This window comes from Actinomycetota bacterium, assembly GCA_035765775.1.
GTDB lineage: Bacteria > Actinomycetota > CADDZG01 > JAHWKV01 > JAOPZY01 > DASTWV01.
The window spans coordinates 47,758-61,350 of the sequence record DASTWV010000004.1; the positions used below are offsets into that span (position 1 = coordinate 47,758).

8 protein-coding genes are annotated in these 13,593 nt (G+C 69.8%); 4 read left to right on the top strand and 4 right to left on the bottom strand.

Annotation, left to right across the window (positions count from 1 at the left end; translation table 11 throughout):
- Nucleotides 1-16: 16 nt before the first annotated feature.
- From VFW71_00795 to VFW71_00810, 4 genes are all read left to right on the top strand, one after another.
- Complete coding sequence (locus VFW71_00795) at nucleotides 17-2,800, top strand: choice-of-anchor D domain-containing protein (protein ID HEU5001302.1); 2,784 nt, start codon at nucleotides 17-19, stop codon at nucleotides 2,798-2,800.
- Nucleotides 2,801-3,064: 264 nt separating this feature from the next.
- Nucleotides 3,065-5,800: a choice-of-anchor D domain-containing protein gene (locus VFW71_00800; GenBank protein ID HEU5001303.1), complete on the top strand. Its 2,736-nt coding sequence runs from the start codon at nucleotides 3,065-3,067 to the stop codon at nucleotides 5,798-5,800.
- A gap of 170 nt (nucleotides 5,801-5,970) precedes the next feature.
- Nucleotides 5,971-6,258, top strand: coding sequence for a hypothetical protein (locus VFW71_00805; protein ID HEU5001304.1), 288 nt, complete (start codon nucleotides 5,971-5,973; stop codon nucleotides 6,256-6,258).
- A gap of 618 nt (nucleotides 6,259-6,876) precedes the next feature.
- Complete coding sequence (locus VFW71_00810; protein HEU5001305.1) at nucleotides 6,877-9,369, top strand: choice-of-anchor D domain-containing protein; 2,493 nt, start codon at nucleotides 6,877-6,879, stop codon at nucleotides 9,367-9,369.
- Nucleotides 9,370-9,554: 185 nt separating this feature from the next.
- Here VFW71_00810 and uppS read toward each other — a convergent pair whose 3' ends face one another.
- From uppS to ispG, 4 genes are all read right to left on the bottom strand, one after another.
- Nucleotides 9,555-10,349: a polyprenyl diphosphate synthase gene (gene uppS / locus VFW71_00815; protein ID HEU5001306.1), complete on the bottom strand. Its 795-nt coding sequence runs from the start codon at nucleotides 10,347-10,349 to the stop codon at nucleotides 9,555-9,557.
- A 104-nt stretch (nucleotides 10,350-10,453) separates the two neighbouring features.
- Nucleotides 10,454-11,428: a polyprenyl synthetase family protein gene (locus VFW71_00820; GenBank protein HEU5001307.1), complete on the bottom strand. Its 975-nt coding sequence runs from the start codon at nucleotides 11,426-11,428 to the stop codon at nucleotides 10,454-10,456.
- A gap of 22 nt (nucleotides 11,429-11,450) precedes the next feature.
- Nucleotides 11,451-12,380 (bottom strand): 4-hydroxy-3-methylbut-2-enyl diphosphate reductase, encoded by a 930-nt coding sequence (ispH, locus tag VFW71_00825; GenBank protein HEU5001308.1) that lies wholly within the window; start codon nucleotides 12,378-12,380, stop codon nucleotides 11,451-11,453.
- Nucleotides 12,381-12,486: 106 nt separating this feature from the next.
- The gene (gene ispG / locus VFW71_00830) at nucleotides 12,487-13,587 is read right to left on the bottom strand and encodes a flavodoxin-dependent (E)-4-hydroxy-3-methylbut-2-enyl-diphosphate synthase (GenBank protein HEU5001309.1); all 1,101 of its coding nucleotides are present in this window, start codon (nucleotides 13,585-13,587) and stop codon (nucleotides 12,487-12,489) included.
- Between the last annotated feature and the right edge of the window lie 6 nt (nucleotides 13,588-13,593).

Consider the following 13,593-nt stretch of genomic DNA (forward strand, 5'->3'; position numbering starts at 1 on the left):
CTATGAGGAGGCCACGATGACCCAATCCCCGTCCCGCCCGCACCCGGCTGCCCGCCACCCGCTGGCCAGCGGCACCCTCCTCGCCCTGTTGGCGAGCCTCCTCATCGCCGCCCCGGGGACGCCGCTGGCGGGCCGGGCGGGGGCCGAGGTGGTGACGACCGGCACCATCTCGGAGATTGCGATCCCGACGCTGACCGCCGCCGCCGAACCGGTGGGCATCACCTCCGGGCCGGACGGCAACCTGTGGTTCACCGATGCCACCAACTCGGGCGTCGGCAAGGTGGCGACCAACGGCACCGGGGCCACGGTCCACGCCACCCTCACCCCGAGCGCCGAGCCGGTGGCCATCGCCTCCGACGGGTCCAACCTGTGGTTCACGGAGTTCACCGCGCTGATCGATCAGGTCGGGCGCACCACCGTGGGGGGCGTGGAGACCGACTTCGGGGTCTCCACCAGCCTGAGCCTGGCCACCGGCCTCACCCTCGGGCCGGACGGCCGGATGTGGATCGCCGAGAAGGGGGCCAACGCCATCGGGGCGATCGCGGCCAACGCCGGCGCCGGGACCAAGACCACCGACTACCCGCTCACCGGCACCGTGCACCCGGAGGCGATCGTGTCCCTGGCGGGCAACCTGTGGTTCACCGAGCAGAGCACCGGCAAGATCGGGGAGATGAACACCAGCGGGACGGTCCTGAACGAGTTCGCCGCGGCCACCGGCGTCGACGGCCTGGCGGCCGGGCCGGATGGGAACCTGTGGTTCACGGCCCCGGGTGTCGTCGGCCGGATGACCACCGGCGGGTCGGTGGCGACGTTCCCCATCGCCAGCTCGAACCCGACGTCCATCACCGCCGGACCGGACGGCAACCTGTGGTTCACGGACCAGGGCACCAACAAGGTCGGCTCGGTCACCACCGGGGGCACCGTCCAGGAGTACGCCGTCCCCACCGCCGGCGCCTTCTCGAGCTCGACGAACATCCCGCCAACGGGCATCACCGCCGGGCTGGACGGCAACATCTGGTTCACCGAGCCCAACACCGGCAAGATCGGCAAGCTCCTGATCAGCCCGTCGGTGGCCATCGCCCCGGCCAGCGCTTCGCTCACCTTCGGCAGCCAGGCGATCGGCAGTGCCAGCGCCCCCCAGGTGGTCACCGCCACGTCAACCGGCGGGGGTACCCTGAGCATCGCCTCGGTCACCCTCGGGGGCACGAGCGCCGCCGACTTCCGGATCGTGAGCGACGGCTGCGGAGGTCAGGCCCTCATCCCGGCACACAACTCCTGCACGGTGTCGGTCGCCTTCTCGCCCACCACCGGCCCGCTCGGGGCCCGCAACGCCACCCTGACCTTCGCTGACGATGCCGGGACCCAGTCCCAGGTGGTCAACCTTTCCGGGTCCGCCACCAGCGGCGCCGGGTTCAACCAGAGCAGCATCAGCTTCGGCAACCAGGCGGTCAGCTCGACCTCGGCGCCGGTGACCCTCACCTTCTCGAACAACGCGGGCGCCAGCTTCTCGGTGACCTCCACCAGCGTCACCGGCCCCAACCCCGATGACTTCCCCATCGTTGACGGGTGCTCCGGGGCGACGCTGGCTACCGGTCAGACATGCACCATCCAGGTCTCGTTCACCCCCGGCAGCCTCGGCCCGCGCAGCGCCATCCTGACCGTGACCGACGGGGCGCTCGGGAGCCCCCAGACCGTGCCGTTGTCCGGGACCGGGGTGGCGGCCACCCTGTCGTTCACCCAGACCCTGCTCCCCTTCGGCAACCAGCAGGTGGGGGTCACCAGCACCTCCCGGGCGGCGGTGCTCACCAACGTGAGCAACTCGCCGGTGGCGGTCACCTCGACGTCCATCACCGGGGCGGCGGCCGGCGACTTCGCCGTGACGTCGGACAGCTGCTCGGGCACCACGGTGGCCCCGGGGGGGACGTGCGCCATTGGTGTGGTGTTCCACCCGAGCTCCCAGGGCATCCGGGCAGCCTCGCTCCAGGTGCACGACACCGGCATCGACAGCCCCCAGTCGATCACCCTCCTCGGGCGGGGCGTCGTGACGCTGGGGTACTGGCTGGTGGCCAGCGACGGCGGCATCTTCAGCTACGGCTCCGTGGTGTTCCACGGATCGGCGGGCGGCATCCACCTGAACAAGCCCATCGTGGGCATGGCGGCCACCACCGACGCCGGTGGGTACTGGCTCGTGGCCACCGACGGCGGCATCTTCAGCTACGGCGACGCCAAGTTCCTCGGGTCCACCGGGTCGCTGCGCCTGAACAAGCCCATCGTGGGCATGGCCACGACCCCCGACGGCGGGGGCTACTGGCTGGTCGCCAGCGACGGCGGCATCTTCAGCTACGGCGACGCCACCTTCTACGGGTCCACGGGCTCGCTGCACCTCAACCGGCCGATCGTGGGCATGGTGCCCACCGTGGACGGTCACGGCTACTGGCTGGTGGCCTCCGACGGCGGCATCTTCAGCTACGGCGACGCCACCTTCTACGGGTCCACCGGGGCGATCCATTTGAACAAGCCCATCGTCGGGATGGCCGCCAGCCCCGACGGGGCGGGGTACTGGCTGGTGGCCACCGACGGGGGCATCTTCTCCTATGGTGACGCCCGGTTCTTCGGCTCCACCGGCTCAATCCACCTCAACAAGCCCATCGTTGGCATGGCGGGGAGCGCTTCGGGGAATGGGTACTGGATGGTGGCCACCGACGGCGGCATTTTTGCCTTTGGTGATGCGTCGTTCGACGGCTCAGCGGGCAGCATCCGCCTGAACCAGCCGATCGTCGGGATGGCGCCTGGTTTTTAAGCAACGGATTCAGCTTTTACGGTTCGAATCCGATATGGAGTAAGTTCACGCGCCGGAGGAAGCCCAGGAAGGAGTACGGGAGGGCGGAGCACCATTAACGCGCGCTGAAGATTCGCTCAGGCGCCGGGATGAACGCGCTGAATCGGGTGCTGGCCTTGCTTTGCAGGGCAGCCAGAGGGTAGGAACAGGCAAAGCAGGAACACTCAGCATCAAAAACAACACAAACAAGGCAGCTTTGAAGTCCCGCTCACAAAGGAGATGCGTATGCATGATCGCCGGTTGCGGTTGAGTTCAGCCCAGGTCGCCCTGGTGTCCCTCGTCGGCACAGTGCTGGCGGTGGCGCCCCTGGCGGCGTTGACGACTCCCGCCCAAGCGGCCATCGGCACCCTCACGCAGTTCCAGCCCACGTCCAGCACGGGCGGCAACTGCCCCGGATCCGGCATCGTCCAGAACAACAGCAGCGACCCGGTCGGCCTGACCACCCTCGGTGCCAACCTGTTCTACACCGATGCCGGCGAGGACCTGTCCGCCCCCAATTCGGGCGTGCCGGGCGGATCACCCGCTCCCAGCTGCCAGATCGGGTCGTTTGACCCGGCGTCGCAGACCCTCTCCCTCTACCAGGTCGAGCCGCCGGGCGCGGTGACCGTCGCCATCGCTCCCGACGCGCAGGGCAACCTGTGGGCCGTGAACAACGGCAGCTCGACCAACGACATCGACTCCTTCACCGCCCAGGGCGGCAACCGGTTCGCGCCCGTGGGAGTGGCCGACCCAAACCAGACAACCGGCACCGCCTCGCCGCAGCTGACCGACATCACCCCCGGCCCCGACGGGCGCATGTGGTTCACCGAGTTCGGGGCGGGCCGGATCGGCGCGATCAACACCGAGGGCACAGGCCTCAGCATCTTCACACTGCCCGGCGGCCAGCCGCTCGGCACGACCACGACCGTGACCGAACAGCCTGAGGCCATTGTGGCCGGGCCGGACGGCAACCTGTGGACGACGGTGCAGGGCGGCAGGTACATCGGCGTGCTCGACCCGACCGGCCACCTGGTTCACCAGTTCGCCGCCGTGCCGCCTGCCGGCGACCCGGCCCCGTCCAACGCCGGGGTCGCGCTCGCCGGTCTCGACGGCATCACCGTCGGCCCGGACGGCGCCGGCGGCAAAGCGCTCTGGTTCACCGCCGAAGGTGACCACAGCCCCGGGAGCCCGCCCTTCCGGCCGACGATGGTGGGCAACGGCGCCCTCGGCATGATCACCACGGGAGGTGCCATTCATACCTTCGTCCCGCCCGGCGACCTCCCCGGCTCGGGCAACGGGTTCGGCGCCTTCGCCCCCAACTCGATCATCGCCGGCCCCGACGGCAACATCTACATGACCGACGTCTCCACCAGCTCGGTGTGGCAGTTCAACCCCACCACCCACGCCTGGCTCTCGGTCTCCGTGCCCGGGTGCCACGACCCCAACTCCAACACCAACATCAGCCCCTTCTCCGGCAACGTGCAGCCCACCGGCATGACGGTCGGCCCCGATGGCAACGTCTGGTTCACCGAGAACAACACCTGCGGCGCACTGGATCGCGTATCGGTTGCGTCGGCCATCACGTTCTCGCCGTCGCCGCTGGCGTTCGGCACGCAGGGCGTCGGGACGGCGAGCTCTCTGGCGGTCACGGCAATGAACACCAGCGGGGCGGCGATCAGCATCAGCAATGTCCAGGTGGTCGGCCCCAACGCCGGCGACTTCACCATCCCGACCAACACCTGCGGAGCGTCGCTCGGGTCCGGGGCGTCGTGCAGCGTCACCGTGCAGTTCAAACCCAGTGCCCAGGGCACGCGGACCGCATCCCTGCAGTTCACCGACACCGGATCGGGCAGCCCGCATGCAGTGGTGCTGAGCGGCACCGGTTCCGGCGCCCCCACCTTGACCCCGAACAGCGCCACGTACCCCGATCAGGGGGTCGGCACCACCGGTAGGGCCATCGTGTTCAGCCTGAGCAACGTCACCGGAGCACCGGTGGCGGTCAACCCCGGCGGCGTCAGCGTGGGCGGCACCAACGCCGGCGACTTCCTGGTGCTGTCCGACGGCTGCTCCGGCAAGACGGTGGCGAGCGGGTCCAGCTGCGCCGTGCAGGTCGCCTTCCGGCCCACCGCGCTTGGGGGCCGCTCGGCGTCGCTGTCCGTCGCCTTCGCCGGTGCCGGCAGCCCGCAGACCTCCAACCTGGCGGGGAGGGGCGTCGCCCCCGCCGCCAGCGGCGGCGGCTACTGGCTGGTGGCCACCGACGGTGGCATCTTCAACTACGGCAACACCTCGTTCTTCGGCTCGACGGGCTCCATCCACCTGAACCAGCCCATCGTCGGCATGGCCCGCACGCCCGACGGCGGCGGCTACTGGCTGGTGGCCAGCGACGGCGGCATCTTCAGCTACGGCGACGCCAAGTTCTTCGGCTCGACGGGCTCCATCCACCTCAACAAGCCCATCGTGGGCATGGCCTCCACCCCGGACGGCCAGGGCTACTGGCTGGTGGCGACCGACGGCGGCATCTTCGCCTACGGCGACGCCAAGTTCTTCGGGTCGACGGGCTCCATCCACCTCAACAAGCCCATCGTGGGCATGGCGCCCACCCTGGGCGGCGGTGGCTACTGGCTGGTGGCCAGCGACGGTGGCATCTTCAACTACGGCGACGCCTCGTTCCACGGCTCCGCCGGGTCGATCCACCTGAACAAGCCGATCGTGGGCATGGCAGCCACGACCAGTGGGGGCGGCTACTACCTGGTGGCCACCGACGGCGGCATCTTTGCCTACGGCGACGCCCTGTTCCACGGCTCCGCCGGGGCGATCCACCTGAACCAGCCCATCGTCGGCATGGCGGGCACGCCCGACTCGGGCGGCTACTGGCTGGTGGCCAGCGACGGCGGCATCTTCAACTACGGCGACGCCGGCTTCTTCGGCTCCGCCGGGGCGATCCACCTGAACAAGCCGATCGTGGGGATGACCGCCCGGTAGCCCCACCTGCAGTCCCGACGTTTCCCGGCCGGCCGGGGGCACCTGCCCCCGGCCGGTGCGCGTCGGGAGGCGGCTCGCCCGGGATTGGCCGGGTGGGCGTCGCAACCGGCGACGCCCGAACGAGGACAATGACGCGACCCGATGCCCGCTATTCACGGAGGAGGCCTCAGATGCGAAGCCACGCAATGCTCATTCTCTGCGACGCCTGCCGCAAGGAGATTCCAGATGAGGCCGCCAAGGAGGTGGTCTTCCAGGTGGATGGGGTGCGCTACCGGCTCGAATTGTGCTCGAGCTGTCTGGACGGCCAGATGGGCCTGCACCCCGATCACCGGTGGATTCCCGGCTTCCGCAAGCGTACCGCGCTGGCGTTCGTACTCCATTCGGCCGACGAACTTCCCGGCCGGCTGGCCGGCACGGCCGGTCTTCCGGCGACTGTGGGCACCGCAGCGGCACAGTAGTAAGGCACCATGGAGCGTAGTCACATTTCGGGTGAACAAGATGCTCGTACATAGTTGAGGAAGCGCGGGAACTCGGCTATGGAGCACGCCGAGATGGAGCTTGCCCGGCATTGAGCCCTGCTGCGCCACGTCTTCCAGCTCCCGGGCGGGGGCGGGCGGCATCGCCCTGCTCCCGGAGCGCTCGCCTGGGCGTCACGGCGCACGCTCACCCCTGGGTCAAGCCGGTCAAGCCGGTCAAGCCGGGCCCGGGACATGCGCGGCCTCCTATCGGCGATCGGCCCCGCGAACGGGCGGTTCAACCATAGAACCTTGCCACGCGGCCCGGCGGTGTGAGCAATTCAAGCTATTCGAGAGGACCTGGGCGTGCTCACAGGGGGCACACAGACACTGTTCGCGGTCTTGAAGCAAGCCATCAGGAAGCGGCTTCCTGCGCCGCTCGGAGGATTAAAAATGGTCTCGATCCTGTTAAATACCCCCGCATCCCTCTGTGTACATCGGTAATTTCCCTTGCTTTCCCCGTTTGTTCGCGGTAGAAACGGGTACCTAGCAGAGCCGGTACCGTCCGGCCCCCTCCCATACCGGATGCCTTCAGACGTCCGTCTCGCAAAGGAGTTGTGTATGCAGCGGTTTCGGTTGGTCAGCCCCGGCTTCCTCGGCCGTGTCCTCACATTGGCGATCCTGGGGTCCGTGCTGGCGCTCCTCCCCGGGTCCACTGTCACGGCTCTGGCGGCACCAGCCGCCGGCGCCACCGGCCACATCGACGAGTTCGCCGTCAGCGCCACCGGAAGCCCCATGGGCATTACTACCGGGCCGGACGGCAACCTCTGGTTTGCCGAGGCGTCCGGGGCCATCGGGCGGATCACCCCGTCTGGCACTGTCAGCCAGTTCGCGGTGACCAACGCCGCCAGCGCCCCGGTGGGCATCGCCTCCGGCCCGAACGGCAACCTCTGGTTCACCGAGTCATCGGGGAGCGGCAACGCCGTGGGCGAGATGACCCCGGCGGGAGTCATGGTCAACACCTTTGGCCTGCCCACCGCCTCGGTCGTACCCACGGGCATTACGGCGGGCCCGTCCGGCACCAATGCGGTCTGGGCCACTGAGTACGCCGGCGGCCACGTCGTCGAGGTGGGCGCCACCGGGACCGTCACCACCCAGCCGGTGTCGGGCACCGTCATCGGGCTCCCCACCGAGATCACCACCGGCCCGGACGGCAACCTGTGGTTCACCGAGCAGGACGGCGCGACGCCCACGGTCGGGCAGATGACCCCGGCCGGCGTGCTCACCAACCATTCGGTCACCACCACCACCCTGGCGAACAGCAACCTGGGTGACATCACCGTGGGACCGGACAACAACTTGTGGTTCACAGAGTCGGGCGACGGGACGGGCAACGGCTTCGTCGACAAGGTGGTCCCCGCCACCGGGGTCGTCACCCGCTTCCCCCTGACCACCACCACCGCCCAGCCGCTCGGCATCACGTCCGGCCCGGACGGCGATCTGTGGGTCACCGTCGCCGGCACGAACACCATCGACCAGATCAGCACGACGGGCACCGTGGTGGCGGAGTACCCGGTGCCCAGCGCCAATGCCTTCGCACCGACCCTGCCGGCCAGCAGCGCCGTCGGGGGCATCACGGAAGGCCCGGACGGCAACATCTGGTTCACCGAACAGACCACCGGCAAGATTGGCCGCCTGACGATCTCCGGCAACGTATCGGTGAGCCCCAACCCGGTCGCCTTCGGTGAACAGGGGATCGGCGCCACCTCGACCGTCCGGACGGTCACCGTCACCGCCAGCGGCGGCGCCGCCACCGTCACCGCGGTCAGCCTGGCCAATGTGACCGGCACCCAGTTCGCCATCGCGTCCGACAACTGCACCAACGCAGTGCTGACCCCGGCCAGCCCCACCTGCACGCTCGGGCTGACCTTCAACCCCGCCGCCACCGGCGCCCAGGGGGCCACGCTCACCGTGACCAGCTCGGCGAGCAACTCGCCGGCGGTGGTACCCGTCACGGGTTCCGGATCCGTCCTGACCACCAGCGTGTTCCCTTCGGTCACCCTGTTCCCGAACACCGGGCTGGGTACCACCAGCACCTCCCGCTCGGTGTTCCTGGGCAACGCCGGTCCGGGGAACCTGACCGTGGGCAGCGTGTTCGTCACCGGCACCGCCAAAGCCGAGTTCCCCATCGTGCAGGACCACTGCTCCGGCCAGACGCTGGCCCCGCAGGGCCTCTGCTCGGTGGCGGTGGAGTTCGCCCCGGTCACTGAGGGCGTCCAGGCGGCAACGATCAGCTTCCAGGACAATGCCGCCAACAGCCCGCAGACGGCGCTGCTTATCGGGCGTGGCGTCCAGCAGAGCGGGTACTGGCTGGTCGCCTCCGACGGCGGCATCTTCAGCTACGGCCCCGGGGCCAAGTTCTTCGGCTCCACCGGCAACATCAAGCTCAACAAGCCGGTGGTGGGCATGGCGGCCACCCCGGACAGCCAGGGCTACTGGTTGGTGGCCACCGACGGCGGCATCTTCAGCTACGGCGACGCCAACTTCTTCGGCTCGACCGGCGCCATCAAGCTGAACCAGCCCGTGGTTGCAATGGCATCAACCCCAGACGGCCAGGGCTACTGGCTGGTGGCGTCCGACGGCGGCATCTTCAGCTACGGCGACGCCAAGTTCTTCGGCTCGACCGGCAGCATCAAGCTGAACAAGCCCATCGTGGGCATGGCGGCCACCGCCGACGGCCAGGGCTACTGGCTGGTGGCGTCCGACGGCGGCATCTTCTCCTTCGGGGACGCCAGCTTCTTCGGCTCCGCCGGCAGCATCAAGCTCAACAAGCCGGTGGTGGGCATGGCCCCGACGGCCGACGGCCAGGGCTACTGGCTGGACGCCTCGGACGGCGGCATCTTCACCTACGGGGACGCCACCTTCCAGGGTTCGGCAGGCAGCATCAAGCTCAACAAGCCCATGGTGGGCATGACCCCCACCCCGACCGGCGGCGGGTACTGGCTGGACGCGTCGGACGGCGGCATCTTCAGCTACGGCGACGCCAAGTTCTTCGGCTCCGCCGGCAGCATCACGCTGAACAAGCCGATGGTGGGCATGGCGGCCTCGAACTAGCCGCTTCGCACCGCAGGTTCACCGGGGACCCTTCGGGGTCCCCGGTGCGCGTCGGGGGCACTGAGGGCGCGCACGGCCGGGAGGTCGGCGGGACCGGGGCCGGGGAGGTGGGGGACTTTCGTCCCGGGCAGTGGGACAAATGTCCCCCAGTTCCCCCATGCGCACCCCAGGCCGGGCGCCCGGGCTCAGCCCCCGAACCGGCGGGTGCGGGCCGAGTAGGCCAGGACGGCATCGACCACGTCGTCCTCGGTCACTTCGGGGCAGTACTTCGTGGTGAAGATCAGCTCGGCGTACGCCGCCTGCAGTGGCAGGAAGCCCGACGACCGGTATTCCCCAGACGTTCGCCACACGATGTCGGGGTTGGGATAAGGATGGCCCGCGGTGTCGAGGAAGTCGCCCAGCACCAGGCTCGCCGGGTCCGCGCCCGAGGCGGTGGCGTGCGCCAGCAGGCGGGCCACCGCCCGCTGCAACTCGTCCGCCCCGCCGTAGTTGATGGCCAGGGAGATCACATTGCGCTCGAAGTGGGCGGTCTCGGCGGTGATCTCGTCCACTGCCTCCAGCAGCGAATCCGGCAGCCCGGCCGGGAACCCGGCCTGCGCCGCCGCCCCCTCCATCCCGACGGGCGCCCCGTCCCGGCGGCCGATGTGCACCACCCGCACCTCCTCCTCGAGCGCCTCGGGGAGCAGGTCGCGGATCCAGGACTCGTAGAGGGCGAAGAGCCCGGCCACCTCCTCCGGCGAGCGCTTCCAGTTCTCGGTGGAGAACGCCCACAAGGTCACGGTGTGGATGCCGATGCGCCGGCAGAAGCGGGAGAGCCGGCGGGCGGCGTCGAAGCCCCGGCGGTGGCCCTCGATCGGGGGCACGCCGTGCTGCCATGCCCAGCGGCGGTTGCCGTCCGGGATCACGGCCAGGTGGGTGGGGATGCGGGCGCCGGCCAGGCGCTCCGCCGGATCGCGCACCTGCTGGATGCGCTCACTCATGGCTGGGTTCACATCCAAACTCTACGGCCGCCAGCGTATGTACCGGCTGGAGATAGCGATGGAGATCTCGTGGAGAACTTGCGAGATTCCTGCGGGGACCCCCCTCACTCGAGGACGGGGACCCGATCGATGACGAGGCGGGACAGCCGCTCGAGTGCCTCCCGGGCCGGTCCGGGCGGAGCGGCCTCCAGGGCGGCCAGGCTCTGGTCGACGTACCCGGCGGCAACCTCGAGCGACCGCTCGAAGGCCCCGGTGCGCACGACGGCCGCCCGGATCAGGTCGATGTCCGGGTTGGGGGTCCCGAGAGCCGACGCCAGCGAGGGGTCGGCCTCGACCGCGAAGATCAGCGGCAGGGTGTAGACCCCGTCGCGCAGGTCGGTGCCGGGTGCCTTCCCCAGCTCCTCCTCGGTGGCGGAGATGTCGAGCAGGTCGTCGGCGATCTGGAAGGCGGTCCCGAAGTAGGAGCCGAACTGCCGGGTGCGCTCCGCCTCCTCGGGCGTGGCACCGGCCAGCGACGCCCCCAGGCGGGAGGCGGCCTCCAGCAGTGCCCCGGTCTTGTCGTCCACCGTGGAGAAGTAATGCTCCGGCGAGCGCCGGATGTCGTACAGGTGCTCCAGCTCCCGGACCTGGCCCTGGACCACCCGGGCGATGGCGTCGGCGAGGACCCGCGGCACGTCGCCGCCCACATCGGCCGCCATGCTGGAGGCCCGGGCGAAGAGGTAGTCCCCCACCAGGATGGCGACGGTGTTGCCCCACTTGTCGTTGGCGCTCGGGACCCCCCGGCGGACCGTGGCCTCGTCGATGACGTCGTCGTGGTACAGCGTGGCCAGGTGGGTCATCTCGATGGCAGCCGCGGTGGCGTCCGAGTCCGGCCCGCACCCCGCCCACATCCCGGAGGAGAGGGCCAGGAGCGCAGGGCGCAGGCGCTTGCCTCCGGCCTTGGTCAGGTAGGTGGCGGTCTCGGTCAGGAACGGGGTGCCGGCGACCGACGACTCGACCAGCAGGTTCTCAATCCGCTCGAGGTCGCCCGCAACGAGGTCGAGCGCCTCCGCCATCTGATCCCGGGACAGTGGTTCCATCGCGTGCTCGTAGCCCTTCCGCTCAGTCCAGTAGTTCCGCTGGGAGCGGGAAGTGTACGTCCTCGGTGGCAACCTCCAGCGTTTCCACCTCGCCGAACCCGGCTGCCCCGAGGTAGGCCACCACGCGGTCGACCAGCACCTCGGGCGTCGAGGCCCCCGACGAGACGCCCACCACCCCGGCTCCCAGGAGCCAGGCCGGGTCGATCGCGGTCTCGTCGCCCACCAGGTGCGCCGGGGTGCCCGCCTCGGCGCTCACCTCCACCAGGCGGTTCGAGTTCGAGGAGTTCTCCGAACCGACGATGAGCACCAGGTCGCTGCGCCCGGCCAGCGCCTTCACTGCCTGCTGGCGGTTCTGGCTGGCGTAGCAGATGTCGTCGTGCCGGGGCCCGACCATCGCCGGGAACCGGTCCCGGAGGGCGGCGATCAACTCGACGGTGTCGTCCACGGCCAGCGTCGTCTGGGTGAGGAAGGCGACCCGGTCGGGGTCACCGGCGACCGCGCGCTCGACATCGGCGAGGTCCTCGATCACCGTCACCCGCCCGGGGGCTTCCCCGGCGGTGCCTTCCACCTCCTCGTGGCTGCGGTGCCCGATGAGGAAGATGCTGCGCTCGGCCGAGGCGAAGCGGCGGGCCTCGACGTGCACCTTGGTCACCAGCGGGCAGGTGGCGTCCACGACGGTGAGCGAGCGCCGGGCGGCGTTCTGGCGCACCTCGGGCGAGACCCCGTGAGCCGAGAACACGCACACCGCCCCCTCGGGGACGTCGTCCTCGCTCTCGACGAAAATGGCGCCCTTGGCCTCAAGGCTGCGCACCACGTGCAGGTTGTGGACGATCTGCTTGCGGACGTAGACCGGGGCACCGTGGCGGGCCAGGGCGCGCTCGACGATCTCGACTGCCCGCTCCACGCCCGCGCACCAGCCGCGGGGGGCCGCGATGAGAATTTTCCGCGTCATTCTCGCCGGTCCTAACTCGGGGATCCAACTCCGGGATCAAACAGCGCGCGTGCAACAGGCTAGCATTTGAGCGGGTGCTCAATCTAGCTCGGGGTGTCTGCCGCTGTCAAATGGCGGGGGCCGCCAACTCTTCCGCTTGCTTGGCTGCCGCGACCTTGATCGCTTCGTCCAGCAGAGCCTCCACCATCCGGTCGGCGGGGACCCATCCGAGCTGCTTGCCACGGCTGAACAGCAAGCCGCGGCCCGGGCCTGCCGCTAAGCCGACGTCGGCGTCCCGGGCCTCGCCGGGCCCGTTCACCTCGCAACCCATCACGGCGATCTGAACGGGCGGCAGGTTGAGCTTCTCGAGCCGGGCCAGGACCTCGTTGGTCAGCCCCACCACGTCGAGCTCGGCCCGCCCGCACGACGGGCAGGCGACCAGGTCGAAGGTGGTCCGGCGCAGACCGAGGCTCTGCAGCACCTGCTTGGCCGCTTTCACCTCTTCGACCGGGTCGGCGGTGAGCGAGATGCGGATCGTGTCGCCGATCCCTTCGGCCAGCAGCGTGCCGATGCCGATGGCGGATTTCACCAGGCCCGTCGGTGGCGGCCCGGCCTCCGTGACCCCGAGGTGGAGCGGGTAGTCGCACTGGGTGGCCAGCATCCGGTACGCCGCGATCATCTGGGGCACGTTCTGGTGCTTGACCGAGATCTTGATGTTGGTGAAGCCCTCGTCCTCCAGGATGCGGACTTCGCCGAGGGCGCTCTCCACCAGGGCCGCCGGGGTCGGCCCGCCGTGACGGGCCACCAGGGCACGGTCCAGGGAGCCGGCGTTGGCCCCCACCCGGATCGGCACGTTGCGGTCCTTGGCCTCGCGCACCACCGTGCGGATGTGGGAGGGGTCCCGGATGTTGCCCGGGTTCAGCCGCAGGCCCTGGACACCCGCCTCGAGCGCCAAGAGCGCCAGCCGGTAGGAGAAATGGATGTCGGCCACGATGGGCACGCCGCCTTGCGCCACGATGGTGGGTAGGGCGCGGGCGTCCCCCTCGTGCGGGACGGCGACCCGGACGATGTCGGCCCCCTGGGTGGCCAACTGGTGGACCTGAACGAGGGTGGAGCCGATGTCGTCGGTCTTGGTGGTGCACATCGACTGGATGGAGATGGGGGCCCCGCCACCGATGTCCACGGTACCGAGCCGGATGCGGCGGGAGGCGCGGCGTTCGGTAAGCATCGCGGC

What these genes read in the sequence shown, in the direction of transcription:
- VFW71_00800 (HEU5001303.1), top strand. Translation starts at nt 3,065, where the DNA reads ATGCATGATCGCCGGTTGCGGTTGAGTTCAGCCCAGGTCGCCCTGGTG.
- VFW71_00820 (HEU5001307.1), bottom strand. Translation starts at nt 11,428, where the DNA reads ATGGAACCACTGTCCCGGGATCAGATGGCGGAGGCGCTCGACCTCGTT.
- ispG (HEU5001309.1), bottom strand. Translation starts at nt 13,587, where the DNA reads ATGCTTACCGAACGCCGCGCCTCCCGCCGCATCCGGCTCGGTACCGTG.
- uppS (HEU5001306.1), bottom strand. Translation starts at nt 10,349, where the DNA reads ATGAGTGAGCGCATCCAGCAGGTGCGCGATCCGGCGGAGCGCCTGGCC.
- VFW71_00795 (HEU5001302.1), top strand. Translation starts at nt 17, where the DNA reads ATGACCCAATCCCCGTCCCGCCCGCACCCGGCTGCCCGCCACCCGCTG.
- VFW71_00810 (HEU5001305.1), top strand. Translation starts at nt 6,877, where the DNA reads ATGCAGCGGTTTCGGTTGGTCAGCCCCGGCTTCCTCGGCCGTGTCCTC.
- ispH (HEU5001308.1), bottom strand. Translation starts at nt 12,380, where the DNA reads ATGACGCGGAAAATTCTCATCGCGGCCCCCCGCGGCTGGTGCGCGGGC.
- VFW71_00805 (HEU5001304.1), top strand. Translation starts at nt 5,971, where the DNA reads ATGCGAAGCCACGCAATGCTCATTCTCTGCGACGCCTGCCGCAAGGAG.